At 68.4% G+C, this 24,260-nt stretch carries 22 protein-coding genes; 14 read left to right on the forward strand and 8 right to left on the reverse strand.

Features of this window, described 5'->3' with window-relative positions; genetic code table 11:
• Positions 1-6 precede the first annotated feature (6 nt).
• Positions 7-1,740, forward strand: coding sequence for an ATP-binding protein (locus ACZ5PP_RS14350; protein ID WP_464826172.1), 1,734 nt, complete (start codon positions 7-9; stop codon positions 1,738-1,740).
• Positions 1,741-1,919: 179 nt separating this feature from the next.
• Here ACZ5PP_RS14350 and ACZ5PP_RS14355 read toward each other — a convergent pair whose 3' ends face one another.
• The 4 genes from ACZ5PP_RS14355 to ACZ5PP_RS14370 all read right to left on the reverse strand — a co-directional run bounded on the left by ACZ5PP_RS14355 (position 1,920) and on the right by ACZ5PP_RS14370 (position 5,873).
• Positions 1,920-2,873: a restriction endonuclease gene (locus tag ACZ5PP_RS14355; RefSeq protein WP_004265719.1), complete on the reverse strand. Its 954-nt coding sequence runs from the start codon at positions 2,871-2,873 to the stop codon at positions 1,920-1,922.
• 133 nt (positions 2,874-3,006) lie between these two features.
• Positions 3,007-4,344: a ferredoxin reductase family protein gene (locus tag ACZ5PP_RS14360; RefSeq protein ID WP_012584469.1), complete on the reverse strand. Its 1,338-nt coding sequence runs from the start codon at positions 4,342-4,344 to the stop codon at positions 3,007-3,009.
• A 164-nt stretch (positions 4,345-4,508) separates the two neighbouring features.
• Entirely contained in the window at positions 4,509-4,838 is a 330-nt protein-coding gene (locus ACZ5PP_RS14365; protein WP_004265721.1) for a PepSY domain-containing protein, read from the reverse strand.
• A 150-nt stretch (positions 4,839-4,988) separates the two neighbouring features.
• Positions 4,989-5,873 carry a putative RNA methyltransferase gene (locus tag ACZ5PP_RS14370; protein WP_464826173.1) on the reverse strand — a complete coding sequence of 295 codons (885 nt, stop codon included), beginning with the start codon at positions 5,871-5,873 and terminating at the stop codon, positions 4,989-4,991.
• A gap of 119 nt (positions 5,874-5,992) precedes the next feature.
• Between ACZ5PP_RS14370 and ACZ5PP_RS14375 the strand changes: the two genes are divergently transcribed.
• The 9 genes from ACZ5PP_RS14375 to ACZ5PP_RS14415 all read left to right on the forward strand — a co-directional run bounded on the left by ACZ5PP_RS14375 (position 5,993) and on the right by ACZ5PP_RS14415 (position 14,335).
• Complete coding sequence (locus ACZ5PP_RS14375; protein ID WP_012584471.1) at positions 5,993-7,600, forward strand: bifunctional aminoglycoside phosphotransferase/ATP-binding protein; 1,608 nt, start codon at positions 5,993-5,995, stop codon at positions 7,598-7,600.
• Positions 7,601-7,673: 73 nt separating this feature from the next.
• Entirely contained in the window at positions 7,674-8,765 is a 1,092-nt protein-coding gene (locus tag ACZ5PP_RS14380) for a metal-dependent hydrolase (protein ID WP_464826174.1), read from the forward strand.
• On the forward strand, positions 8,762-9,394 hold the full coding sequence (locus ACZ5PP_RS14385) for a redoxin family protein (RefSeq protein ID WP_004265725.1): 633 nt from the start codon (positions 8,762-8,764) through the stop codon (positions 9,392-9,394). Before ACZ5PP_RS14380 ends, ACZ5PP_RS14385 begins: the two co-directional genes overlap by 4 nt.
• A 48-nt stretch (positions 9,395-9,442) precedes the next feature.
• Complete coding sequence (locus ACZ5PP_RS14390; RefSeq protein ID WP_464826175.1) at positions 9,443-9,739, forward strand: toxin-antitoxin system TumE family protein; 297 nt, start codon at positions 9,443-9,445, stop codon at positions 9,737-9,739.
• On the forward strand, positions 9,720-10,067 hold the full coding sequence (locus ACZ5PP_RS14395; protein ID WP_004265728.1) for an HVO_A0114 family putative DNA-binding protein: 348 nt from the start codon (positions 9,720-9,722) through the stop codon (positions 10,065-10,067). Before ACZ5PP_RS14390 ends, ACZ5PP_RS14395 begins: the two co-directional genes overlap by 20 nt.
• A 12-nt stretch (positions 10,068-10,079) precedes the next feature.
• Positions 10,080-11,060: an alpha/beta hydrolase gene (locus tag ACZ5PP_RS14400; RefSeq protein ID WP_004265730.1), complete on the forward strand. Its 981-nt coding sequence runs from the start codon at positions 10,080-10,082 to the stop codon at positions 11,058-11,060.
• 398 nt (positions 11,061-11,458) lie between these two features.
• The gene (locus ACZ5PP_RS14405) at positions 11,459-12,490 is read left to right on the forward strand and encodes a DctP family TRAP transporter solute-binding subunit (RefSeq protein WP_004265731.1); all 1,032 of its coding nucleotides are present in this window, start codon (positions 11,459-11,461) and stop codon (positions 12,488-12,490) included.
• Between the two features lie 79 nt (positions 12,491-12,569).
• Positions 12,570-13,055 (forward strand): TRAP transporter small permease, encoded by a 486-nt coding sequence (locus ACZ5PP_RS14410; RefSeq protein WP_004265732.1) that lies wholly within the window; start codon positions 12,570-12,572, stop codon positions 13,053-13,055.
• Positions 13,052-14,335 (forward strand): TRAP transporter large permease, encoded by a 1,284-nt coding sequence (locus tag ACZ5PP_RS14415; protein WP_004265733.1) that lies wholly within the window; start codon positions 13,052-13,054, stop codon positions 14,333-14,335. The genes ACZ5PP_RS14410 and ACZ5PP_RS14415 overlap by 4 nt, the downstream gene beginning before the upstream one ends.
• Before the next feature lie 73 nt (positions 14,336-14,408).
• Here the strand turns inward: ACZ5PP_RS14415 and ACZ5PP_RS14420 are convergent, their stop codons facing one another.
• Positions 14,409-14,810 (reverse strand): DUF995 domain-containing protein, encoded by a 402-nt coding sequence (locus tag ACZ5PP_RS14420; RefSeq protein WP_012584475.1) that lies wholly within the window; start codon positions 14,808-14,810, stop codon positions 14,409-14,411.
• A 128-nt stretch (positions 14,811-14,938) separates the two neighbouring features.
• Complete coding sequence (locus tag ACZ5PP_RS14425; RefSeq protein WP_464826176.1) at positions 14,939-15,562, reverse strand: TetR/AcrR family transcriptional regulator; 624 nt, start codon at positions 15,560-15,562, stop codon at positions 14,939-14,941.
• Positions 15,563-15,760: 198 nt separating this feature from the next.
• Between ACZ5PP_RS14425 and ACZ5PP_RS14430 the strand changes: the two genes are divergently transcribed.
• The 4 genes from ACZ5PP_RS14430 to ACZ5PP_RS14445 all read left to right on the forward strand — a co-directional run bounded on the left by ACZ5PP_RS14430 (position 15,761) and on the right by ACZ5PP_RS14445 (position 22,982).
• On the forward strand, positions 15,761-16,960 hold the full coding sequence (locus ACZ5PP_RS14430; protein WP_043742514.1) for an efflux RND transporter periplasmic adaptor subunit: 1,200 nt from the start codon (positions 15,761-15,763) through the stop codon (positions 16,958-16,960).
• Between the two features lie 11 nt (positions 16,961-16,971).
• A complete protein-coding gene (locus ACZ5PP_RS14435; protein WP_464826177.1) occupies positions 16,972-20,127 on the forward strand; it encodes an efflux RND transporter permease subunit in 3,156 nt (1,051 codons plus the stop codon).
• A gap of 1 nt (position 20,128) precedes the next feature.
• Positions 20,129-21,607 (forward strand): AdeC/AdeK/OprM family multidrug efflux complex outer membrane factor, encoded by a 1,479-nt coding sequence (gene adeC, locus ACZ5PP_RS14440; protein ID WP_464826178.1) that lies wholly within the window; start codon positions 20,129-20,131, stop codon positions 21,605-21,607.
• A gap of 241 nt (positions 21,608-21,848) precedes the next feature.
• A complete protein-coding gene (locus tag ACZ5PP_RS14445) occupies positions 21,849-22,982 on the forward strand; it encodes a CobW family GTP-binding protein (protein WP_012584479.1) in 1,134 nt (377 codons plus the stop codon).
• Between the two features lie 79 nt (positions 22,983-23,061).
• Here ACZ5PP_RS14445 and ACZ5PP_RS14450 read toward each other — a convergent pair whose 3' ends face one another.
• Positions 23,062-23,547: a hypothetical protein gene (locus ACZ5PP_RS14450; protein WP_004265751.1), complete on the reverse strand. Its 486-nt coding sequence runs from the start codon at positions 23,545-23,547 to the stop codon at positions 23,062-23,064.
• Positions 23,548-23,612: 65 nt separating this feature from the next.
• Complete coding sequence (locus ACZ5PP_RS14455; protein WP_004265753.1) at positions 23,613-24,089, reverse strand: bacteriohemerythrin; 477 nt, start codon at positions 24,087-24,089, stop codon at positions 23,613-23,615.
• Between the last annotated feature and the right edge of the window lie 171 nt (positions 24,090-24,260).

A 24,260-nucleotide genomic window follows, 5' to 3' on the forward strand; every position in this document is an offset into this window, starting at 1 on the left:
GAAGAGATGCCGACTTTTAACTTTAGGGACGAAGAAGCGCTTGGGAAGGTTGCCTCCGTCGACACCACAAATGTGATCGTAGAGGTGGAGAATGTCGACCAGCTCAAAAGGTTGCAGGTTAACCATCTCGCCGTGCTTCAAAGCAGCAGGCCCGGACAGCACCTCATCGGTCTCATTACGCAGGTGACTCGTAAGCGCGGCATCGAAGAAATTATCAATGACAGTATCAACGGCCACGCGTCAGAGTTAAATCTGTGCCGTATCGCTCTGATTGGCACGATGCTGGATCGTGACGGTGAAAAAGAAAACGTGTTCCGTCGTACGCTCGAAAGCGTTCCTGAAATTGACGCGAACTGCTTTTCGCTCGAAAGCGAAAACCTCACAGGTTTCATGCGTACCCTTTCCAGCGTCTCAGCCGGTGGGAATGCCCTGACTCTCGGCAAATACACGCTGGACGAGCACGCCGTTGCTTACCTCAACGGCAATAAATTTTTCCAGCGCCACGCCTTCATTGGCGGCAGCACCGGGTCGGGTAAGTCCTGGACGACTGCCAAGATCATCGAACAGATGTCGGGGCTAACTACGGCGAACGCTATTGTCTTCGACCTCCATGGCGAATACTCGCCACTAGTAGGACAGGGCATTCAACATTTCAAGGTCGCAGGACCAGCAGACGTTGAGGCCAAGAAAACCATCGGCGATGGTGTCCTCTATCTGCCGTACTGGCTGCTTTCGTATGAAGCGCTGGTGTCTATGTTCGTTGACCGCAGCGACCAGAACGCCCCCAACCAGGCCATGATTATGGCGCGCGAAATCAACCAGGCGAAGCAAAGGTACCTGGAGGAAAACGGCCAGCAAGATGTGTTGAAGCATTTCACCGTCGATAGCCCGGTTCCGTTCGATCTCGATGTCCTTATGGGGCGGCTGAATGACATCAACGTCGAAATGGTTCCCGGCGCTAAGGTAGGTACCGAAAAGCAAGGTGATTTCTTCGGGAAACTCGCCCGCATGATTTCCCGCCTTGAGAACAAGATATCCGATAGACGCCTTGGCTTTATGTTCAACGGCGGTGGAGATGTTCTGGATTTCACCTGGCTCGAGAAATTCACCACTGCCGTACTCGGGAGTGCCGATGAGAATGGCAAGGCCGGGATCAAAGTCATTAACTTCTCGGAAGTGCCTTCCGACGTTCTGCCGTTGATCGTATCCCTCGTTGCTCGGGTTACATTCTCCGTTCAACAGTGGACGCCCTCCGAGCTACGTCATCCGATTGCGCTTTTGTGTGATGAGGCACATCTCTACATGCCTCAGCGCAACATGGCCGACTCTGCCGACGACATCTCGCTCGATATTTTCGAGCGCATCGCGAAGGAGGGACGTAAATACGGGGTCAGCCTGGTGGTGATAAGTCAACGTCCGTCCGAAGTGAATAAAACGATGCTCAGCCAGTGCAGTAACTTCGTGTCCATGCGGCTGACCAACGCCGAGGATCAAGGCGTTATCAAGCGCCTGCTTCCCGATAGCCTTGGCGGATTTAGCGACGTCTTGCCCACTCTCGATACAGGCGAAGCTCTGGTTGTCGGTGACGCCAGTCTCCTGCCAAGCCGGATCAGGATTGATGAGCCCAAAAACAAACCGAATAGTGGTACGGTCAATTTTTGGGATGAATGGCAGAAGCCAGTCAAAGACAACCGTTTGTCGATTGCAGTCGATAACTGGCGTAAGCAAAACATTCAGTGAAGCACCCCGGGTGTCGTAGCCGCTGCGAAGCCTGCTTTTCCTTACAATCCCGCCGTTTGGATCGTAAGAGCCGAATGGCAGCAATGGCCGAGCTGCTGCCACACGTTTGACTTGACGTAAACGTCCTCGAAGTCGATCAGGACGTGCTTGGTGTGCAAGGCTGGCCTCCGGAGTGGCGGTCAGACGGCTGATCCGCGCATCTGCAGCGTCGCGCGGCATTTCGGGAAACGGACACAGCCCCAGAATCGCCCGTGCGTGCCGTCGCGCGCAGCCATCTTCACCCCGCAGGACGGGCAGGTGGGCGTCGTCCAGTCGCCTTCCGTCGCGAAGTCGAGCAGTTGTCGACGCAGGGCTGCGGGCAAGCGCTCGAGCATGGCGAGGAACAGTTTGCCGTCGAGCAGGGTGATGCGGTTCTCCGCGGCGAAGCTGCGGGCCTCGTCGGTGAAGCCGTTCGGGGCCATGAAGAAGGCCTTGTCGACGCGCTCGTGCGCCATCACACCCCGCAGTTCCCGCACCGGCTTTACGCCGACGGCCTGGTTCCAGGCCTTGCACTGGACGACGGCCGTGCAACGCTGGGGATCGGCGGCGTCCTGGAACAGGCGGATGTCGACGCCGCCGTCGGCGCCGAGCCGGGTGGTTTCGGCGCGGATGCCTTTCACCCGATAGAACTCGCAGCACAGGTCTTCGAAGCGCTTCCACTCGATGCGGTCGATGAGCTCGCGCGACCACGCGGTGGGCCGGGCCTCGGGCGCTGCGGCGCTGGTCGGGGGGGCGAATGATTCCGCAAGCGGGGCCTTGTCGACTTCCGGCAACGAGGCTTCGGTCGCGCGCGCTGCCGCTTGTGCCGGGCGGTTCGTGGGCGAGCGCGGCGGCACTGGCGAGTCCTGCGGGCGCTGCCGCAGCAAGCGGATCAGCGAGATGCCGCCGAAGACGACGGCCATCAGCCAGGCCAGCGGTACGAAGATCAGCACCAGACTGTCGAGCACGCGGCTGCTGCCGAGCAGGGCGGGGATGATGACGGTGGCGGCAAGGACGCACACGGCCGCCATGGCGGCAGAGACCTTCCAGTCGGACGTGGCGGCGATCTCGATCAGGCCCGGATCGCGGCGGGACTTGCGGTAAGGGCGGGGCATGTTGCAATTATGGTTTGCGCGAATGCATTCGGCATGTACCAGGCAATGACACCCGCGAACTACTTCTCGGATCTGGGCCGATTTGATGAGTGTGGTGCGAGGCGCGACGACCGCAGCCGCCGCGCCACTCGCCTCAGCGCATCTCGAACGCCTCGCGCCGGAAGCTCAGCCGACGTCCCCACAGCCGCGCCAGCCCGGCCTTGAGCTGGTCGCCGAAGCCACGCGGGCCGCAGAACCAGACTTCCGCGCGCTGGCCGTCGGTGGCCGTGGTGGCGAGGCGCTCGGGCGTGAGGTCGTCGCCGGCGGCGCGGTCGTGGATGTGCAGGCTCACGCTCGGCAACTCGGCGCACAGGCTGCGCAGGCGTTCGACGAAGGGGTCGTGTGCCGCGCCGCGGGTGCTGTAGTGCAGCTCCACCGTCGGGGCCGCGGCGGGGTCGGCGCGCAGGGCGTCGAGCCAGGCCAGGAAGGGGGTGACGCCGATGCCGCCGGCGATCCAGATCTGGCGCGCCTTGTGGTCCTGGCGGCCGAGCACGAAGCGGCCGTAAGGGCCTTCGACGGTGACCGCCTGGCCGACCGCGACGCGGCTGGCGAGCTGGCGGGTGTAGTCGCCCAGGGCCTTGATCTGGAAGGTGAGGCTGCGGTCGCCGTGGTCGGCGCTGGCGATGGTGAAGGGGTGCGAGCCTTCGAAGCGCTCGAGGCCGACGAAGGCGAACTGCCCGGCCTGGTGACCGCGCCAGGCGCCGTCGAGCCGGCAGACGATCTCGGTGACGTCGGGGGCAGGCGAGGACACGGCGGTGACCACGCCCTGCACCTTGCGATCGTGGCCGATGCGGCCCGTCAGCGCGATGACCGAGGCGACCGTGCCCGCAGCGAGCAGCAGCGCGAGCAGCACGCCGACCGGCTGCGTCCAGTAGTCGGGCGGCGCCAGCACGGCGGCGTGGAAGGCGAGCAGCAGGTAGAACACCGGCATCGCGCGGTGGAGGTGGCGCCAGAACTTGTAGGGGAAGCGCTTCCACAGGCTGAGCACGACCATCGCCAGCACGAGGTAGATGGCGAACTCGCCGAGCTCCTCGCCGGCGTCGCGCAGCATCTCGTAGAGGCCGCCGAACTCGTCGTGCGCTGGCTTCCCGGCCTTGCCGTAGAGCGACTTGATGACGTCGTCGGACATCTCGATCAGCCAGTGCAGCGCGGCGAACACCGCGGCCAGGATGCCGGCCCACTTGTGCAGGCGGAAGATGCGATCCATGCCGCCGAGCGGGCGCTCGAGCACGGTGGGGCGGGTGGCGAGCACCATCGCCAGCGACATCAGGCCGATGGCGAGCAGGCCGCTGAGGTACAGGCCCTGTTCGCGGATCAGCCAGGGCAGGGAGGCGATGCCGCCGTCGAGGGCGGCGACGTTGAGGCCCCAGGCCGCGGCGACAAGGGCGACGAAGGCGGCGAGGGCGGGGAGGGTTGAAAGCGTGGGGATCATGGCGCGAGCTCCCGGCGGTAGGTCGGACAGCGTGGGGTCGGACAGCGTGGGGTTGGGCGCGGCGTGCGCGAGTGGCGGGCGCGCGGTGCACGCGCGTGGCTGCGACGCGGCGATCGCGCACCGAAAGGGGGCGCCGGTCGAGCCGGCCCCCCCTGGGGTGGCGCTTACTTGCTGCGCTTGACCTCGGTCTTGAGGACGTCGCCGGTGACCGGATCGACGTCCAGCTCCACGCGCTGGCCCTGCGGGTCGGTGGCCTTGACCTCGTACTTGTTCTTGTCGCGCTCGATCTCGCGGAAGTCGGTGTAGCCGGCGGCTTCGAGCTTGGTCTGCACGTCCTTCAGGCTCATCCAGCTGGACTGGGCGGCGGGCGTCGTAGCCGCGGCCGGGCTGGCAGCCGGGGTCACGCTCTGGGCGAACGCGGGGGCGATGGCGGCGCCGGCGCCGATGAGTCCGCCGGTGAGGGCCAGGGTGGCGATGAGAGTGGTGGCACGCATGATGGCATCTCCTGTGTCGGTTGGGCGGTCCTGTTGCGACCGTGATGCCATGCTGCGCCGCGCTGGCTGAATCGATGCTGAAGATGCCGTTCATCCGCCGTTCATGTCGAGCGGGCGCTGCAGGTGCGGATTGCCTTGCGCGGTTCGGCTTCAGCCGGGCTGGCGGCGGTAGCGCGCCAGGCGCACGTCCACCGTCATCGTCAGCGCGACGAGCGCCGCCGCGCGGGCGCGGCCTTCGGCGCTGGCGCGGTAGAGGTGGGGCGTCATCGCCAGCAGGTCGGCGATCTGGGCTGCGCCGTCGACGTGGATCTGGAAGCGCAGGGTGTCGCTGGCGAGGTGCTCGAAGCCCGGGGGCGCCGCGCGGCTGGCCGGGCGCTCGGGCTTGAGTGCGGGGTAGATGACTTCGCGCAGCTCGCGCAGGTGGTCCGGGCCGGCGTCGACCTGCAGCAGTTCGCCGCCGGGGCGCAGCACGCGCGCGAACTCGGGGTAGACCGGGAATCCGAACATGCACAGCACGCGGTCGAGCGTGGCCGGCAGCACCGGCAGGCCGGCGTTGCTGCCGACGATCCAGGCGGTGGACGGATCGGCGCCGGCCCGGCTGCGGGCGTCCTGCAGATCGCGCTTCGCCGCCGCCTGCACCGCCCACTTCGAGATGTCCAGACCGGCGAGCGCGAGCGTGCGCGCTTCCACCGCCGCCGCCGCGGAGAGCTGGCGCAGGTAGTAGCCCTCGCCGCAGCCGGCGTCGAGGCAGGCGAGCGTCTGGCCGGGGGCCGCGCCCTCGAACACGGTGCGCGCTACCGCAGCGGCGATCGGCGCGTAATGCCCGGCCTCGAGGAAGCGCCGGCGCGCGGCGACCATCTCCTTGCTGTCGCCGGGGTCGCGCGAACGCTTGTTCTGCACCGGCAGCAGGTTCACATAGCCCTGGGCGGCGAGGTCGAAACAGTGCCCGTCCGCGCAGCGCAGGCTGCCGCCCTGGCGTTGCAGCGGCGCGCCGTCGAGCGGGCAGGCGAGGGCGGTGAAGGGAGTGGCGGGCATGGTCGGCGTCGGGCGATGGAGGCGGACGGGATGATAGGGGAGCCGACGTCGCGGCGGCGAGCGCTCCGGCTGCGCGCGTCCCGGGCTACCATCGGGCGGATGACCGAGGAGAGCTGCCGATGCATGCATCCGAAACCCTGCTGAACACGCTGCGCCGGCCCGGTGTGCTGCCCGGCTCGGAGGGCGGCGTCGAGCTGATCGAGACCCACATCTCCTGGGTGCTGCTCGCCGGCGAGCACGCCTGGAAGCTGAAGAAGCCGCTCGACCTCGGCTTCCTGGACTTTTCCACGCCGGCGCGCCGGCGCGAGGCCTGCGAGGCGGAGCTGCGGCTCAACCGCCGCACGGTGCCGGAGATCTACGAGGCGGTGGTGGCGGTGCGCGGCAGCCCCGAGGCGCCCCGCCTCGACGGTGGCGGCGAGCCCTTCGACTGGCTGCTGCGCATGCGCCGCTTCGACCAGGCCGGGCTGTTCTCGCGCCTGCTCGACGAGGGCAGGCTGGCGCCCGCGCTCTTCGATCGCCTCGCCCGCCATGTCGCCGCGTTCCACGCCGCCGCCGCGGTGGCGTTGCCGGGCGGGGCGTTCGGCGATGCGGCCGCGGTGCATGCGCCGGTGCGGCAGAACTTCGCGCAGATGCGCGAGCACCTCGATCCCGGCGTCCATGCCGACCTGCTCGCGATGCTGGCCCGGGTGGAGGCCTGGGCCGAGGCGCAGTACGCCGCGCTCGCGCCGGTGTTCGCCGTGCGCCTGGCTGAAGGTCGAGTGCGCGAATGCCATGGCGACCTCCACCTGGGCAACCTGGTCGTGCTCGACGGCGAGCCGCGCCTCTTCGACGCCATCGAGTTCAGCGCCGAGCTGCGCTGGACCGACGTCGTCGCCGACGTCGCCTTCCTGGTCATGGACCTGCAGGCGCGCGGGCGGGCCGCGCTGGGTTGGCGCTTCCTCAATGCCTGGCTGGAGCGCTGCGGCGACTACGCCGGCCTGCGCGTGCTCCCCTACTACCTCAGCTATCGCGCGATGGTGCGCGCCAAGATCGCCGCGATCCGCGCCAGCCAGCTCGACGGCGCCGAACGCAGCGAGAGCGTGGACGAATGCCGTCGCTACCTCGCGCTCGCCGAGGCGCAGAGGGCGCTGGGCGCGCCGGCCTTGCTGGTGGCCTGCGGCGTCGCGGGCGCGGGCAAGACCAGCCAGTCGCAGGCCCTGGTGGAGGCGGGCGGGGTGATCCGCGTGCGCGCCGACGTCGAGCGCAAGCGCCTCGCCGGCCTGGCGGCGGAGGCGACGAGCGGCTCCGGCCTCGGCGGCGGGCTATATACCCCGGAGGCCACCGCGCGCACCTATGCGCGCCTAGCCGTGCTGGCGCGCGTGGTGCTCGAGGCCGGGCGCCCGGTGCTGGTCGACGCCACCTTCCTGAAACGCGCCCAGCGCGCGGCGTTCGCCGGGCTCGCGCAGGAGCTCGGCGTGCCCTTCGCCATCCTCGCCTTCGATGCGCCGGAGGACGTCCTGCGTGCGCGCGTGCGCGCCCGCCTGGCCGCCGGCGGCGACGCCTCGGAGGCCGACGAGGCGGTGCTCGAGGCGCAACTGCGCAGCCGCGAGGGCTTCGCTGCCGAGGAACTCGCGCGCGTCCTGCCGATCGATACCCGGCCAGTGCCGGATTGGCGCAGCCTGCTGCCGGCGCTGTCGAGGCTGTGGCCGGGGGCTCCGCGCACGGACGGCCGGCTCACGTCCAATTGAACGCACCCTGCGGCGTGCCCGGTCTCCGTGCCACGGCGGCCGGGCAAGGCAACACAGAGAACCCCTGCACCCAATGGATACCCTTACCCACGCCCTCTCCGGTGCCCTCGTCGGCCGCGTGCTGGCCTCGCGTCGGCCTGCTGCCGGCACCCGGGCGGCGAACGCAGCGGCGGTGCCGGTCTGGCAGATGGTGGTCGCCGGCACCGCGGCGGCGATCTTCCCCGACCTCGACTTCGTGCTCGGCTGGATCTCCGAGCTCACCTACCTGCGCGGCCACCGCGGCGTCACCCACTCACTGATCCTGCTGCCGCTGTGGGGCGTGCTGATCGCCTGGCTGCTGGCGCGCTTCTGGCAGCGCGGCGGACGGGTGGCGGCGGGCTGGCGAAGCTTCTACCCGGTGGTGTGCGCGGCGATCTTCGTGCACATCCTCGGCGACCTCATCACCCAGTTCGGCACCATGATCCTGGCGCCCTTCTCCGACCACCGCTTCGGCTGGGGTACGAGCTTCATCATCGACCTGCCCTTCACCGGCATCCTCCTCGCCGGCCTGCTCGCGAGCGCGCTATGGCGCAGCAGCCGCGTGCCGGCGACGGCGTCGCTGGTGCTGCTCGCCGGCTGGGTGGGCGTGCAGGCGACGGGGCGCGCCGAGGCGATCGACGCCGCGCGCGCCTACGCCGCGGCCAAGGGCATCGCCGCAGTCGAGGTGGATGCCGCACCGCGCCCGGCCTCGCCCTTCAACTGGACCGCGATCGTGTTCGACGGCGAGCGCTACCACTACGCCCACCTCAACACCCGGCGCAGCGAACCGCTCCTAGCCACCGCGGACGACAACTTCATCCGCCGCTTCTCCGCGCCCTACCTGCCGGTGGCGATGGCGCAGTGGGAGGTGCGCGAGCGCTTCGGCACCGGCAGCACGCGCGCGCTCGCCGAGCAGGTATGGAACGCGGAGGACTTCGCCTTCTACCGCTGGTTTGCGATGTTCCCGGTGCTCGACCACGCCGGCGAGGCGGGCGACGGCCAGGCATGCGCCAGCTTCAAGGACCTGCGCTTCCTCACCCCCGGGCGCGATGCGCAGCCCTTCATCTACGGCCTGTGCAACGCCGCTGGCGGCTGGCGCCTGTTCGAGCGCGAGGCGGGCGGGCTGCGCTGGATCGATCCGCGATGACGAAGCCGACCGACGACATGGGAGATTCACGACCTGCGCCGGCGCCGCATGCGGAAGCGGAGGGCGCCGGCGCACGCTCGCCCGCGAACGCCGAGTGCGAAACGGCCGAGCCCGTCCGCAAGCCACCGCGCTGGCGGCGTTGGGGCGTGGAGATCGGCATCTTCGTCGTCATCTTTTTCGCGGTGCAGGCCTGGATGGCGCGCGACGTCCCGGCCGGCCTCGCGCCGGATTTCGCCACCGTCGCCGCCGACGGCCGCGGGCTCAGCCTCGCCGAATGGCGCGCCGCGCATCCGGGCAAGGCGGTCGGGGTGTATTTCTGGGCGGACTGGTGCCCGATCTGCACCGCGCAGCAGGGCACGATCGATGGCGTGCAGGCGGACCACCCGGTGCTCACCGTCGCCATGCAGTCGGGCGGCGCGGCGGAGGTGACAGGCGTGCTCGCCGAGCGCGGCCTGGCCTGGACCACCGCCATCGACGCCGACGGCCGCATTGCCGAGGCCTACGGCCTGCGCGGCGTGCCGGCCTTCGTCATCGTCGACCCGGCGGGCAAGATCCGCTCGGTGTCGCTCGGCTACGCCACCGGCTGGGGCCTGCGCGCGCGGCTGTGGTGGGCGGGTCTCCAGAGCTGAATGTTGTTGTCTTTGACAACATCCTTGTGTGTTGTCAATATGTCCAACATGAAAGCGATTCCCTTGATCCGCCGTCGGGTCGTGCTCGCGCCGGATGCTTTTGCAGAGATCGCCGTGTGGCGGGTTCCGGAGCCGGTGCCGCCTTCCGGGCATCCGTTCAAGTACCGCCTGGCCTACGTGGTCGGTGGCGAGCGTGTTCTGCGCTACGACAACGAGCGCGGCAAGGGCGATTACCGACATTACGGCGACACGGAAGCGGAATACGTCTTTTCCGATCCGGATCAACTCACCCGTGACTTCGGAGCGGACATTGCGAGGTGGAACCATGAACACGGTCGTTCTTGAAGTGCGCAGCCTGACGGACACGCTGGCGGACGCCGCGCGGGCAATGAAAACCGGGCGGGGTGACGCTCAGGTGCGGATCGCCTTCGCGACACCCGAACTGCTCTGGAAAGTCTTGAGCGCCAAGCGCTGGGAGTTGCTGAAGGCCTTGTGTGCGGCGGGTCCGGTGTCGATCCGCGAGGCCGCGCGCCGGGTCGGGCGCGACGTCAAGGCGGTGCATGGTGACGTCACCGCCCTGCTCGATGCCGGCGTGCTGTTGCGCACTGAAGATGGGCGGATCGAGTTTCCGTTCGATGCCGTGAAGGTCGAGTTTCTGCTGCAGGCGGCCTGAGGAGCAAACGGCATGGGCGCACCCGGACTGATCGCAGCCTTCACCGCCGGCGCCGCCACGCTTGCCGGCGGGCGGGCGCTGGTGCATTGGGGGATCCGCAAGGGTCTGGCGGCGCCGCGGGTGCCGCATCACACCGATCCGGGCGCGCTCGGGCTGGCGTTCGAGACGCTGCGCATCGGCACCGAGCATGGGAAGTCGCTGCATGCGTGGTTCATTCCGGCGCCGGGGAGCGCCTGTGATGGATCGGATCACGCTGCAAGCCCGGGCGCGGACCTTGCGGACGGCGAGCGCGATGACGCTCGTGCCGAGTTCGAATCCGCACCGGCCGTGGTGGTGATGCACGGCTGGGGCGGCAATGCGGCGCTGATGCTGCCGCTCGCCCGCCCGCTGCACGAGGCCGGCTACGCGATGCTGTTCGTCGACGCGCGCTGCCACGGCGCAAGCGACGACGACAGCTTCGCCTCGCTGCCGCGCTTTGCCGAGGACGCCGAGCACGCCTTCGCGTGGCTGGCGGCGCAGCCCGGGGTGGATCCGGCGCGCATCGCGCTGCTCGGCCATTCGGTCGGCGCCGGCGCGGTGCTGTTCGCGGCCTCGCGCAGGCCGCAGGTGGCGGCGGTGGTGAGCGTGGCGGCGTTCTCGCATCCGGCGGCGATGATGCGGCGCTGGCTGGCGGGCAAGCGCATCCCCGAGAAGCCGTTGGGGCGCTACATCCTCGACTACGTGCAGAAGACGATCGGCCACCGCTTCGACGACATCGCGCCGGTGAACACCATCGCCCGCATTCGCCGCCCGGTGCTGCTGGTGCATGGCGCGGACGACGAGGTGGTGCCGATCGACGAGGCCATGCAGATCTACGCGATGCGTGGCGATACGCCGGTCGAGCTGATGACGTTGTCGGGCGACCACGAATCCTTCGTCGACCTCGAGCACCACGTCGGGCGGCTGGTGGAGTTCCTCGGGCGGGTGCTCGCGCAGGGCGGTGCGCGGGAATAGCGGCACGCGCGGGTTTCGAGCGCTGCGATCGCGACTTGCGTCGCTCCTACAGGGGAGCCCTGGGCGTGGCGGTTTTTGTAGGAGCGACGCAAGTCGCGATCGCAGCGGTCAATGAACCGCCGCGCGCATGGCGAGTGCCCGACGCCCCCTCCCGACGCCCATCCGACGCCGCTCCCCCGACGCCCCTGGCTGCGCCACGCAAGTCGCAATTGTGGCCTTGAAACGAAGCGCCGCCCCCGGCCGCGTCCCGCGCCCGAAGCCCACACTCGATCGGCCCGCCGTCTCCGCGCTGGCCGTGGGGGCCTCCGGTTTGTAGAATCGACCCTCCTTCCCATCCTCCGGAGGCCCGCGCCGTGTGCCGCGCAGCCGGAAAAACAAGCACAACACGGAGACGCCTCATGCAGAAACGCCGCTTCACCGCCCTCATCGCCGGCCTGTTCGCCTCGACCGCGCTCGGTTTCTCGATGCCGGCCACGGCCCAGCAGTACAAGGACGAGTACAAGCTCTCCACGGTGCTCGGCGAGGCCTTCCCGTGGGGCTGGGGCGCCAAGCGCTGGGCCGACCTGGTCGCAGAGAAGACCGAAGGTCGCATCAAGATCAAGGTGTATCCGGGCACTTCGCTGGTGTCGGGCGACCAGACCAAGGAATTCACCGCGCTGCGCCAGGGCATCATCGACATGGCGGTCGGTTCCACGATCAACTGGTCGCCGCAGGTCAAGGAGCTCAACCTGTTCGCGCTGCCCTTCCTGATGCCCGACCACAAGGCGATCGACGCGCTCACCCAGGGCCGCGTCGGCAAGAAGATGTTCGACATCCTCGCCGAGCGCGACGTGGTGCCGCTGGCCTGGGGCGAGAACGGTTTCCGCGAGGTCTCCAACTCGAAGAAGCCGATCCGCACGCCCGAGGACGTCAAGGGCATGAAGATGCGCGTGGTCGGTTCCCCGCTCTTCCTCGCCACCTTCAACGCGCTCGGCGCCAACCCGACGCAGATGAGCTGGGCCGACGCCCAGCCGGCGATGGCGACCGGCGCGGTCGACGGCCAGGAGAACCCGCTCGCGGTGTTCAACGCCGCCAAGCTGCACACCGTGGGGCAGAAGAACCTGACCCTGTGGGGCTACGTCGCCGACCCGCTGATCTTCGTGGTGAACAAGTCCGTGTGGAACTCGTGGTCCGAGGCCGACCGCAAGGCCGTGTCCGAGGCCGCGCAGCAGGCTGCGAAGGAAGAGATCGCGCGCGCGCGCGCCGGCATCTCGGCGGCCGACGACGCGCTGCTGAAGGAGATCGAGGCCAACGGCGTGGCCGTGGTGCGCCTGACCGATGCCGAGCGCGACGCCTTCCGCCAGGCCACCGCGGGCGTGTACAAGGAGTGGGCCGAGAAGATCGGCGCCGACCTCGTCAAGCAGGCCGAGGAAGACATCGCCAAGCGCTGATCCGCACCCGCAGTGCGCGGGCCGGACAGTACCGAAGTCGGGCTGTCCGGCCTTTTTCCATTGAAGGCACCCTGAACCCATGAATATCGAATCACCCCCGCACGACGCCGAATCCCCCGCCTCCTACACGATCGAGCAGATCCTCTCCGGCACCGTCATGGGGCTGATCGTGCTGATCACCTTCGGCAACGTGCTGGCGCGCTACTTCACCTCGCAGTCCTTCGCCGCGACCGAGGAGTTCTCGATCGCGCTGCTGATCGTGCTGTCCTTCCTGGGTTCCTCGGCCGCCTTCGCCTTCGATCGCCACATCCGCGTCGATTTCTTCGTCCGCAAGCTGCCACCGGGCTTGCGCGCGTTCGCCGACTGGCTGTCGTTCGCGGTCACCGCCAGCCTGTTCGCCTTCATCGCCTTCTACGCCGGCAAGCTCACCTGGGACCAGTACCGGTTTGAAGAAACCTCGCCCGCGCTGGGCGTGCCGCAGTGGTGGTACACGGTGTGGATGCCGGTGCTGGCGGCGGCGCTGGTGCTGCGCCTGGTGCTGACCCGGGTGCGGGGGCGGGCATGATCGGCAGCGTGCTCATCGGCCTTTTCCTGCTCGCCCTGCTCGCGGGCATGCCGCTTGCCACCGGCCTGGGCGTGGCCAGCATCGCCGTGCTCGCGATGGCCGGCTTCGACCAGCTCGCGGTGCCGACCAACATCTACGCCGGCATCGCCAAGTACCCGCTGCTGGCGATCCCGATGTTCATCCTCGCCGGCATGATCTTCGAGCGCTCTGGCGTGGCCATCCGCCTGGTGCGCTTCGTCACCGCGATCGTGGGCGAATGGACGGGCTCGCTGGCGGTGGTGGCGGTGCTGGTGTCGATGCTGCTCGGCGGCATCTCCGGTTCGGGCCCGGCCGATGCGGCCGCCGTGGCGGCGGTGATGCTGCCGTCGATGATCGCGCGCGGCTATCCGAAGGGCTTCTCGGCCGGCCTGATCGCCGCCTCGGGTTCGACCGCGATCGTGATCCCGCCCTCGGTGGCCTTCATCGTCTACAGCGTGATGGTGCCGGCGGCGACCGTGCCGGCGCTGTTCGCCGCCGGCCTGTTCCCTGGCATCGTCGCCGCACTGTGCCTGCTCGTGCCGGCGATCGTGATCAGCCGCAAGTACGGCTTCGGCCGCGACTACAAGGCCGCGCGCCCGCCGCTCGGCAAGAGCTTCATCGAGGCGATCTGGGGCCTGCTGGCGCCGGTGATCATCCTCGGCGGCCTGCGCACCGGCATCTTCACGCCCACTGAGGCGGCGGTGGTGGCGGTGGCCTACGGCATCTTCGTCGGCATGGTGGTGTATCGCAGCATCAGCTTCAGAGGCCTGTTCCGCGTGCTGGTCGAGGCCGGCGAGCTGTCGGCGGTGGTGCTGATGATCATCGGCATCGCCTCGGTATTCGCCTGGGCGGGCAACACGCTGGGCATCTTCGACGCCGCGGCGAAGGCGCTGGTCGGCCTGCACTCCAGTGAATGGCTGATGCTGCTGTCGATCAACCTGCTGCTGCTCGCGGCGGGGATGTTCCTCGACGCGATCTCGATCTTCCTGATCCTGCTGCCGCTGCTGGTGCCGATCGCGGTGGCGATGGGCTGGGACCTGGTGTGGTTCGGGGTGATGATGACGATCAACCTCGCCATCGGCCAGTTCACCCCGCCGATGGCGATCTCCCTGATGATCACCTCGCGCATCGCCGGGATCGGCATGGAGGAGACCTTCAAGTGGGTGATCTGGCTGGTGCTGGCGATGGGTGCCGGGCTGACGCTGATGATCGTGTTCCCGCAGCTCGCGCTGTGGCTGCCGGGGAAGCTCGGCTACCTGTAAGGCCCGGATTCAGTGGGGTTGGACTCGATCGGTCGCCGACCGGGACGATCATCGAGTCCGACCCCATTGATTCTCAGAGCTTGTAGGGATTGCCCTGCTCGATCTTGAAGCGGCCAGCGTAGTTGCCGCCGTCGAAATAGCGGATTTCGCCGTCCGCCTCGTACAGCCGCGCGCAGCGCCGCTCGCCGCCGCGCCAGGAGGTCCAATGGTTGCAGTGCTGGCCGTCGGCGGTGACGTCCCACTTGCCGGTGTCGCTGCTGTTGCCGCTCTTGCCGCGCGTGGTGCCGTCGGGGGCGTTGTAGATCATGAAGCCGCTGCCGGACGCGGTGGTGCCGGTTGCAGTGTTGCCGGACAGCAGGATGCGGACCTTCGCCGCGTCGAGCGGCTTGATGCCCTTGTCGGCAAGTTCTTTCTCGGTGGATGCGCAGGCACTCAGCAGCAGTGCCGCCGCCGCGCAGGCGAGCAGTCTGTTCATTTGGGTCTCCGTCGGGACGTTGTTGTGGTCCTTTGCCGTTGCGCGGCGCGAGAGCAGTGCGCCGCTATGACTGGTCTAGGACTTGGTCATGCGTTCGTCAAGCCGAGGGGATGCCTGGTGCCGGAAGCTCAGCCCGGCTGGTCGAGCAGATCGTTGATGGCGAGCTGGATGCGCTGCGCCACGTGCTTGCGGTCGAGCTCGGGGTTGCGGATCGTGCGCAGCAGCAGGCCTTCGAACAGGGCTGCGAGCACTTCGACCATGTCGGCAGTTGCTTCCGGCGTGTCGTCGTGGCCGGCGGCGCTGCGGATGGCGCGGATGGTGACCATCAGTTCGCGCCGACACGTGGCGTCGGCCTCGCGGACGATCTGCGCCACGTGTGAGTTGCGCGCGGCCTCGGCGACGATCTCCACCTTCAGCGCTGCGCTGTCGGGGTCGAGCTGATCCAGCACGCCTTCGGCGGCGCGTTCGATCAAGGCATGGCGTACGTTGCAGGCGGCGCGCAGCTCGGCGGTCAGGGTCAGCAGGGTTTCAAGATCCTGCGCCACGATCGCGGCGATGATCGCCTCCTTGTTCTCGAAGTAGTGGTAGATATGGCCGGCGCTCATGCCCGCGATCTTCGAGATCCGTGCGATGCTGGCGCCATGAAAGCCGCGCTCGCGGAAGCACTGCGCGGCGGCGGCGAGGATCTGCTGGCGACGGGCGGTGGCGCGCGAGGCTTCGGTAGTGTGGGGCGTGGGGTCCGTGATCTGCATGCTGCTCCGGTCAGGCCTTCACTCCCGCCGGCGATGAACCACCGGGGCGGGACGATGTCCTTAAAAATCTTGCGATGCAGCAAACCATAACATAGAATGAGCGTTCGATATAGAATAACCATTCTAATGAGCGGGATGTCGGCCAGCGATCAACAGTCGCACGCCGGTGTCGTCGTTTCTCGCGTTCACGAGGCTCCAATGAAGACAAGCTCCCAACCCCTTTTCAGGTCCGCGGCTGCGGTGGCGCTGAGCGCCCTGGTCCTGGCCGCCTGCAGCGGAGGCAAGGAACAACAGGGCGGCGCGCCGGGCGCCGGGGCGCCGCCGCAGGCGCCGGCGGTGACCGTGATGACGGTCGCCAGCGGCAGCGTGCCGATGGTGACCGAGCTGCCCGGCCGCACCACGCCCTATCTGATCGCCGAGCTGCGCCCGCAAGTCACCGGCATCCTCACCCAGCGCGCCTTCGACGAGGGCAGCGAGGTCAAGGCCGGGCAGGTGCTCTACCGCATCGACGACGCCCCCTACCAGGCTGCCCACGACAGCGCCAAGGCGGCGCTCGCCCGTGCCGAGGCCAATGCCCAGGTCGCGCGCATCAAGGCCGAACGCCACGCCGGGCTGGTCAAGATCGACGCTGTCAGCAAGCAGGCCAACGACGACACCCAGGCCGCGCTGAAGCAGGCCCAGGCCGAGGTCGCCGCGGCGAAGGCGGCGCTCGACAAGGCGCGCATCGACCTCGACTACACCCGCCTCAAGTCGCCGATCTCCGGGCGCATCGGACGCTCGGCGGTGACGCCGGGCGCGCTGGTCACCGCCAACCAGACGCAGGCGCTCGCCACCGTGCAGCAGCTCGACCCGATCTACGTCGACCTCACCCAGTCCAGCGCCGACATGCTGCGCATGCGCGCGGAGATCGCCGCCGGCCGCATGCAGACGGGCGCCAAGGGCGAGGTGCCGGTGAAGCTGATCCTCGAGGATGGCAGCGAATACGCCGTCGAGGGCCGCCTGGCCTTGTCGGAGGTGACGGTGGACGAAGGCACCGGCAGCGTCACCCTGCGCGCGAAGTTCTCCAACGCGGACGGCGTGCTGCTGCCGGGCATGTACGTGCGCGCCCGCCTGCCGCAGGGTACGCGCAGCGACGCGATCCTGGTGCCGCACAAGGCGCTCAGCCGCGACCCGCTCGGCAACGCGCTGGTGATGGTGGTGAACGCCGAGAGCAAGGTTGAGGCGCGCCCGGTGAAGGTGGCGCAATCGCTCGGTTCGGACTGGGTGGTGACCGGCGGCCTGACGGCCGGCGAGCGCATCATCGTCGAAGGCCTGCAGAAGGCCCGCCCGGGCACGCCGGTGCAGGCGCAGGAAGCCGGGGCAGGTGCGCCGCCGGCCGCCGCGCCCAAGGCCAGCTGAGGTAGCCGACCATGGCCCGTTTCTTCATCGACCGACCCATCTTCGCGTGGGTCATCGCCATCGTCATCATGCTGGCGGGCGCCCTGTCCATCCAGCAGCTGCCGGTGTCCCAGTACCCGTCGATCGCGCCACCGGCGATCGTCATCAACGCCAAGTACCCCGGCGCCTCCGCCAAGGCGGTGGAAGACTCGGTGACGCAGATCATCGAGCAGAAGCTCACCGGCCTCGACGGCCTGCTCTACATGAAGTCGACCAGCGACGCCTACGGCAACGCTTCGACCACGCTGACCTTCTCCGCCGACACCGACCCGGACATCGCCCAGGTGCAGGTGCAGAACAAGATGCAGACCGCGCTGCCGCTGCTGCCGCAGGCCGTGCAGCAGCAGGGGGTGACGGTCGCCAAGTCGGCGATGAACTTCCTGATGGTGGTCGGCTTCGTGTCGAAGGACAACTCGATGACCGGCACCGACCTGTCCGACTTCCTGGTGTCCTCGGTGCAGGACCCGTTGTCGCGCGTCGATGGCGTGGGCGAGGTGCAGGTGTTCGGCGCGCAGTACGCGATGCGCGTGTGGATGGACCCGGCCAAGCTCACCAACTACCGCCTCACCCCGGGTGACGTGCGCACGGCGCTGATGGCGCAGAACACCCAGGTCTCGGCCGGCCAGCTCGGCGGCACGCCGGCGCTGCCCGGCCAGGGCTTCACCGCCACCATCACCGCCCAGAGCCGTCTGCAGACCGTGCAGGAGTTCGAGGACATCCTGCTGCGCAGCAGCACGCAGGGTGGCGAGGTGCGCCTGAAGGACGTGGCGCGCATCGAGATCGGCGCCGAGAACTACGGCACCGTCGCCCGCTTCAACGGCCAGCCTGCGGCCGGCGTCGGCATCCGCCTGGCCTCCGGCGCCAACGCGCTCGACACCGCGACCGCGGTGCGTGCCAGGCTCGACGAGATGAAGCGCTATTTCCCCGCGGGCGTGGAGTACGTCGTGCCCTACGACACCACGCCCTTCGTGAAGATCTCCATCCAATCGGTGGTGATGACGCTGATCGAGGCGGTGGCGCTGGTCTTCCTGGTGATGTACCTGTTCCTGCAGAACTTCCGCGCCACGCTGATCCCGACCATGGCGATCCCGGTGGTGCTGCTCGGCACCTTCGGCCTGATGGCGGCGTTCGGCTTCTCGATCAACACCCTGACCATGTTCGGCATGGTGCTGGCGATCGGCCTGCTGGTGGACGACGCCATCGTGGTGGTCGAGAACGTCGAGCGCGTGATGACCGAGGAGGGCCTGCCGCCCAAGGAAGCGACCAAGCGCTCGATGGACCAGATCACCAGCGCGCTGATCGGCATCGGCCTGGTGCTGTCGGCGGTGTTCGTGCCGATGGCCTTCTTCGGCGGCTCGACCGGCGTGATCTACCGCCAGTTCTCCATCACCATCGTGTCGGCGATGGGCCTGTCGGTGCTGGTGGCCATCGTGTTCACCCCGGCGCTGTGCGCCACCATGCTCAAGCCGGTGCAAAAGGGCCACGAACATGGCGAAGGCGGCCTGTTCGGCCGGTTCTTCCACTGGTTCAACCTCAAGTTCCACAACGGCACCCAGCGCTACGAGCGCAGCGTGGGCGGCATCCTCCAGCGCAGCGTGCGCTTCCTCGCCATCTACCTCGCCATCGTCGCGGTGCTCGGCCTGCTCTTCGTGCGCATGCCGACCTCCTTCCTGCCCGAGGAAGACCAGGGCGTGATGTTCAACCAGGTCATGCTGCCCGCCGGCGCCACCCAGGAGCGCACGCTCGAGGTGCTGAAGAAGGTCGAGCACCACTTCCTCGAGAACGAAAAGGACACCGTGCGCGCGATCTTCACGGTCGCCGGCTTTTCCTTCGGCGGCAGCGGCCAGCACATGGGCATCGGCTTCGTGAACCTCAAGCACTGGGACGAGCGCAAGGCGCCGGGCAAGGACGTGAAGTCGGTGGCCGGGCGCGCGATGGGCGCGTTCGCGCAGATCCGCGAGGCGATGGTGTTCGCCTTCGTGCCGCCGGCGGTGATCGAGCTCGGCACCTCGGGCGGCTTCACCGTGCAGATGCAGGACCGCTCCGGTTTGGGTCACGAGGCCCTGCTCGCTGCGCGCAACCAGTTCCTCGGCATGGCGGCGCAGGACAAGCGCCTCGTCGGCGTGCGCCCCAACGGCCAGGAGGACATGCCGGAGCTCAAGCTCGACATCGACCACGCCAAGGCGGGGGCGCTCGGCCTGTCGGTCGCCGACATCAACGACACCTTATCCACCGCTTGGGGCGGCAGCTACATCAACGATTTCCTCGACCGCGGTCGCATCAAGAAGGTCTATCTGCAGGGCGATGCGGGCTCGCGCATGACGCCCGAGGACCTCGACAAGTGGTACGTGCGCAACAAGGCGGGCGACATGGTGCCGTTCTCGGCCTTCGCCACCGCGCACTGGACCTACGGCTCGCCGCGCCTCGAACGCTTCAACGGCCATCCGTCGATGGAACTGCTCGGCCAGGCCGCGCCCGGGCTGTCGTCCGGCGAGGCGATGAAGGCGGTCGAGGAGATCATGGCCAGGCTTCCGCCGGGGATCGGCTACGACTGGTCGGGCACCTCCTACGAGGAACGCCGTTCGGGCTCGCAGGCGCCTGCCCTCTATGCGCTGTCGCTGCTGGTGGTGTTCCTGTGCCTGGCGGCGCTGTACGAGAGCTGGTCGGTGCCCTTTGCGGTGATGCTGGTGGTGCCGCTCGGCGTGCTCGGCGCGCTGCTCGCCGCCTCCGGACGCGGGCTGTCTAACGATGTGTACTTCCAGGTTGGCCTGCTCGCCACCATCGGCCTGTCGTCGAAGAACGCGATCCTGATCGTGGAGTTCGCCAAGGCGCAGATGGAGGAGGGCAAGGACCTGATCTCCGCCACGCTGACCGCGGTCCGCATGCGTCTGCGCCCGATCATCATGACCTCGCTCGCCTTTGGCTTCGGCGTGCTGCCGCTGGCGATCGCCACCGGCGCCGGCGCCGGCAGCCAGAACGCGATCGGCACCGGCGTGCTCGGCGGCACCATCGGCGCGACGCTGCTCGGCCTGTTCTTCGTGCCGCTGTTCTACGTCGTGATCAAGCGCATTTTCCCGGACAAGCCCAAGGGTGAGGCCGTGGCGCCGATCGCCCAGGAGGGACGTTGAGATGAAGACCCACGCAAAAGCCCTGCTCGTGCCGGATTCGGTGCCGGTGTCGAGCGTCCGTCGCGGGCGTGCAGCCACGCCGCTGCGCAGCCTGGTGGTGGCGCTCGCCGCCGCCACGCTAGGCGCCTGCTCGATGATCCCGGTGTTCGAGCGCCCCGCGGCGCCGGTGCCGGCGACCTTCCCGCAGGCGACGCCGACCGCGGCCCCGGTGGTGGCGCCCCTGGCCGACACCATCGCCTGGCGCGACTACTTCGCCGATCAGCGCCTGCGCGAGGTGATCGCGCTCGCACTCGAGAACAACCGCGACCTGCGCGTCGCCGCGCTCAACATCGAGCGCGCGCGCGCGCAGTACGGCATCCAGCAGGCGGACCTGTTCCCGTCGATCGCGGTCAGCGGCGGGCAGAGTGCGCAGCGCGTGCCGGGCGACCTGAGCATGACGGGTGACTCCAACGTCAGCCGCCAGTACTCGGCCAACCTCGGCTTCGCCAGCTACGAGCTCGATTTCTTCGGCCGCGTCCGCAGCCTCGAGGAGCAGGCGCTGCAGAACTACCTCGCGACCGAGGAGGCTCGCCGCAGCGCGCAGATCAGCCTGGTGGCCGAAGTCGCCAATGCCTGGCTTCGCCTGGCTGCAGACCGCGAACGCCTGGCGCTGGCGCACAACACCCGGCAGACCCGCCAGGCGTCGTTCGATCTCGTGCGGCGCAGCTTGGAGCTGGGGGCGGTGTCGGCGCTCGACGTGCATCAGGCCGAGACCCTGCTGCAGAGCGCGCGTGCCGATGCGGCACGTTTCGAGACGGTGGTTGCGCAGGACCGCAACGTGCTCGCGCAACTGGTCGGCGGTGGTGTCCCGGACACGCTGTTGCCGGACGGGCTCGAGCAGGCGGTTGCGACGGTGGCGGAGCTCCCCGCCGGGGTGCCCTCCGAGGTGCTCACGCGCCGTCCCGACATCGTGCAGGCCGAACGTGCCCTGCTCGCGGCCAATGCCAGCATCGGCGCTGCGCGTGCAGCCTTCTTCCCGCGCATTACGCTGACCGCCACCGCCGGCACCGCGAGCAGCACGCTCGATGGCCTGTTCGGCGGCGGCTCGGGGGCGTGGAGTTTCGTGCCGCAGTTGCGCCTGCCGATCTTCGAGGCCGGCCGCCTCCAGGCCAGCCTGGATCTCGCCGAGATCCAGCGCGACATCAACGTCGCCCAGTACGAGAAGGCGATCCAGTCGGCGTTCAGGGAAGTGGCCGACGCCCTTGCCGAGCGCGCGACCGTCGCCGAGCGCATCGACGCCCGGCGCAAGCAGGTGGCGGCGACGCAGAACAGCCTGAAGCTGTCCGACGCCCGCTACCGCGGTGGCGTCGACAGCTACCTGAGCCTGCTCGACGCCCAGCGCAGCCTCTACGCAGCCGAACTGGAGCTGATCGGCGTGCGCCTCATCGAGGCGACCAACCGCGTCGAACTCTACAAGGCGCTCGGCGGCGGCTGGCAGTGACCGCCCCTTCCCACCCACCGCGATCCGGCCGCCCGTAGGCGCGACGAGAGTCTCGACGCAGCGCCCATGTACTCGGCGGCATCGGTTGCCATCTGCAGCGCCGTATCGCGACTCGCGTCGCTCCTACACACGCCACTGCAAGCGCGGTGTTCCTTCGTAGGAGCGACGCGAGTCGCGATACGCCGCCTTGTGCTCGCGGCAGGCTTCTGATCGTCGGGTGCGCCGGCTACACTGCGGCGCCATGAACATTCCCGCGCAATCCGCCGACGTCGACCGCCGCATTCCGGTGACCCTCCTCACCGGCTTCCTCGGTGCCGGCAAGACCACCCTGCTCAACCACCTGCTGCGCCAGCCGCAGATGGAGGGCAGCGCGGTGCTGATCAACGAGTTCGGCGCCGTCGGGGTCGACCACCATCTGGTGGAGAAGGTGGACGAGAGCCTGGTCGTGCTCGACTCGGGCTGCATCTGCTGCAGCGTGCAGGGCGACCTGGTGCGCGCGCTCAAGAGCCTCTTCATGCGTGCGCTGCGGCGCGAGCTGAAGGGCCTGCGCCGGGTGCTGATCGAGACCACCGGGCTCGCCGACCCCGCGCCGGTGATCCACACCCTGATGGCCGAGCCCTTCCTGTCCGAGCGCTACCGGCTCGACGGCGTGGTGACCGCGGTCGACCTCACCCATGCGCGCGAACAGCTCGCCCACCACAACGAGGCGGTGCGCCAGGTCGCGATGGCCGACCGGGTGCTGCTGACCAAGGGCGATCTGGCCGCCGACGCGATGCGCGCCGAGGTGGGTGCGCTGGTGGCCGCGCTCAACCCCGGCGCGCGCCAGATCGAGGTGGCGGGCGGGGAGGTGGGGCCGGAGGCAGTGTTCGGCTGCGGTCTGTACGACCCCGCTGGCAAGACCCCCGACGTGGCCGCCTGGCTGGGCGAGGAGGCGGTGCGCGCCGCGCATCGTGCACCCGTTGCGCCGCTGTGGCGCAGGCCGGGCCGGAGCGGGGCCGGCGTTCACTCTCTCACGGCCGCGGAGCAGGAGAACTCGCGCCACACCCCCGGCGTGAGCGCCTTCGTGCTCGTCTTCGACGAGCCGCTCGACTGGTTCGGCTTCTCCGACGGGCTCGCCTTGCTGCTGCAGGTCTACGGCGGACGCATCCTGCGCATCAAGGGCCTGCTCAACGTCGCCGGCGACCCGCTGCCGCGGGTGCTGCAGTGCGTGCAGCACAGCGTCTATCCGGCGAGCAGCCTGCCGGCCTGGCCGGATTCGGCGCCCTACGACGACCGCCGCAGCCGGCTGGTGTTCATCGTGCGCGAGCTCGCCGAGGACGAGGTGATCTCCATCCTGGGCAGCTTCACCGGGCAGCTGCCGCGCCGCACGGACTGAAGGGACGAATCCGCCGCCGCCCGCGTTCGAGCTCCGGCCCCGCCGCCTGCGTCGCGGTCCCGCGGCCGGCTCGGCTTACTCAGTCGCAGCGCGCCTTGCACTCGGCGCCGCTGCAGTCCGCGGCCTCCACCACGCACTCCGACTTGGTGCGATGCACGAGGCGGTGGTCGTTCTCGTAGTCGCAGATCACGCGGGTGAGCGTCTTGACGCGCTCGACGCTCAGCTTCTGTGCCTTCGAGGCCTTGATCGAGGCCGCGTCGACGTTGCAGGACAGGTAGCCGTCGAACTTGCCGCCCTCGGCCTCCCACAGTGCGACGTTCTTCACTTCCTTGTAGTTCTCGAAGCTCGCGCAGGTGAGCACGTCGCGGCCGTACAGGCGGGCGTTGTCGCTGCAGTAGCCGGTGTAGGTGTACTTGAGTTCGTCCTCGGTCGGGCAGGGCTGGACCTGGGTCGCCGTGGACAGCGTGGGGCAGGCGAGCGCTTCGGCGTGTGCGGCGGTGGCGCCGAGGCTGCCGGCGAGGACGAGGGCGAGGAGGGCGAGTCGGACCGTGGAAGTGTGCTGCATCGTCGTGTTTCCGGAAGGGTGAGTCGGGTTGCCTGTGGAGGAGTCTGAGGCCTGGCCTGCCGTTCTTACCAGAACTTCCACCACCACTTGCGCTTCTTCATCGCCTGCTCGACGTGATCGGACCACTTGCTGGCTCCGCCGGCCTCGACGAAATACGCGCCGAAGCGCTTGTCCGCCTCGTTGATGTGGCGCGTGAGCCATACCTTGAGGAAGTGCAGGAGTTCGAAGGTGATGGTCGCCTGGCCGGAGTCGAGCTTGTCCTGCAGGGCCTGCACCTGGGCGATCAGGTCCTCGTGGTTCTGCTTGTGGGTGGCGAATTCGGGGTAATTCGACACCCGCATCAGGCTCTCCTCGACCGCGAAGTGGGTGCGGGTGTAGTCGGCGAGCTTGTCGAGGATCTGGCGCGAGGTGGTCGAGCCGTGGTGTTCCTTGATCGCGACGTGGAGCTGGTTGAGCAGCTCGACGAGCTCCTTGTGCTGCTCGTCGATCTCCTGCAGGCCGATGCTGAACTCGTCGGTCCAATGGAACAGGTCGGTACTCATGGGCGCGTCCGGTGGTGGGCGGAAGCCACAAGGCTAACGATTTTGGCTGGGTGTTTATTGATTGAGATCAATTCGCGCCCGGCTCAACCCATTTGCCATGGCGGATCGGCGCCGGATCCGTGCACAGGCGGTCGAGTCCATGCGCTTCGCCGGCGAGGTTGTTATCCTTCC

It is taken from the genome of Thauera sp. DNT-1 (genome assembly GCF_055393985.1).

Excerpts from the sequence above, each read along its gene's own strand:
- ACZ5PP_RS14365 (WP_004265721.1), bottom strand. The coding sequence starts at position 4,838 with ATGCGTGCCACCACTCTCATCGCCACCCTGGCCCTCACCGGCGGACTC.
- ACZ5PP_RS14395 (WP_004265728.1), top strand. The coding sequence starts at position 9,720 with ATGAACACGGTCGTTCTTGAAGTGCGCAGCCTGACGGACACGCTGGCG.
- ACZ5PP_RS14430 (WP_043742514.1), top strand. The coding sequence starts at position 15,761 with ATGAAGACAAGCTCCCAACCCCTTTTCAGGTCCGCGGCTGCGGTGGCG.
- ACZ5PP_RS14380 (WP_464826174.1), top strand. The coding sequence starts at position 7,674 with ATGGATACCCTTACCCACGCCCTCTCCGGTGCCCTCGTCGGCCGCGTG.
- ACZ5PP_RS14455 (WP_004265753.1), bottom strand. The coding sequence starts at position 24,089 with ATGAGTACCGACCTGTTCCATTGGACCGACGAGTTCAGCATCGGCCTG.
- ACZ5PP_RS14370 (WP_464826173.1), bottom strand. The coding sequence starts at position 5,873 with ATGCCCGCCACTCCCTTCACCGCCCTCGCCTGCCCGCTCGACGGCGCG.
- ACZ5PP_RS14350 (WP_464826172.1), top strand. The coding sequence starts at position 7 with ATGCCGACTTTTAACTTTAGGGACGAAGAAGCGCTTGGGAAGGTTGCC.
- ACZ5PP_RS14420 (WP_012584475.1), bottom strand. The coding sequence starts at position 14,810 with ATGAACAGACTGCTCGCCTGCGCGGCGGCGGCACTGCTGCTGAGTGCC.
- ACZ5PP_RS14390 (WP_464826175.1), top strand. The coding sequence starts at position 9,443 with ATGAAAGCGATTCCCTTGATCCGCCGTCGGGTCGTGCTCGCGCCGGAT.
- ACZ5PP_RS14355 (WP_004265719.1), bottom strand. The coding sequence starts at position 2,873 with ATGCCCCGCCCTTACCGCAAGTCCCGCCGCGATCCGGGCCTGATCGAG.
- ACZ5PP_RS14445 (WP_012584479.1), top strand. The coding sequence starts at position 21,849 with ATGAACATTCCCGCGCAATCCGCCGACGTCGACCGCCGCATTCCGGTG.
- ACZ5PP_RS14415 (WP_004265733.1), top strand. The coding sequence starts at position 13,052 with ATGATCGGCAGCGTGCTCATCGGCCTTTTCCTGCTCGCCCTGCTCGCG.
- ACZ5PP_RS14405 (WP_004265731.1), top strand. The coding sequence starts at position 11,459 with ATGCAGAAACGCCGCTTCACCGCCCTCATCGCCGGCCTGTTCGCCTCG.
- ACZ5PP_RS14435 (WP_464826177.1), top strand. The coding sequence starts at position 16,972 with ATGGCCCGTTTCTTCATCGACCGACCCATCTTCGCGTGGGTCATCGCC.
- ACZ5PP_RS14385 (WP_004265725.1), top strand. The coding sequence starts at position 8,762 with ATGACGAAGCCGACCGACGACATGGGAGATTCACGACCTGCGCCGGCG.
- ACZ5PP_RS14425 (WP_464826176.1), bottom strand. The coding sequence starts at position 15,562 with ATGCAGATCACGGACCCCACGCCCCACACTACCGAAGCCTCGCGCGCC.
- ACZ5PP_RS14450 (WP_004265751.1), bottom strand. The coding sequence starts at position 23,547 with ATGCAGCACACTTCCACGGTCCGACTCGCCCTCCTCGCCCTCGTCCTC.
- ACZ5PP_RS14375 (WP_012584471.1), top strand. The coding sequence starts at position 5,993 with ATGCATGCATCCGAAACCCTGCTGAACACGCTGCGCCGGCCCGGTGTG.
- ACZ5PP_RS14400 (WP_004265730.1), top strand. The coding sequence starts at position 10,080 with ATGGGCGCACCCGGACTGATCGCAGCCTTCACCGCCGGCGCCGCCACG.
- adeC (WP_464826178.1), top strand. The coding sequence starts at position 20,129 with ATGAAGACCCACGCAAAAGCCCTGCTCGTGCCGGATTCGGTGCCGGTG.
- ACZ5PP_RS14410 (WP_004265732.1), top strand. The coding sequence starts at position 12,570 with ATGAATATCGAATCACCCCCGCACGACGCCGAATCCCCCGCCTCCTAC.
- ACZ5PP_RS14360 (WP_012584469.1), bottom strand. The coding sequence starts at position 4,344 with ATGATCCCCACGCTTTCAACCCTCCCCGCCCTCGCCGCCTTCGTCGCC.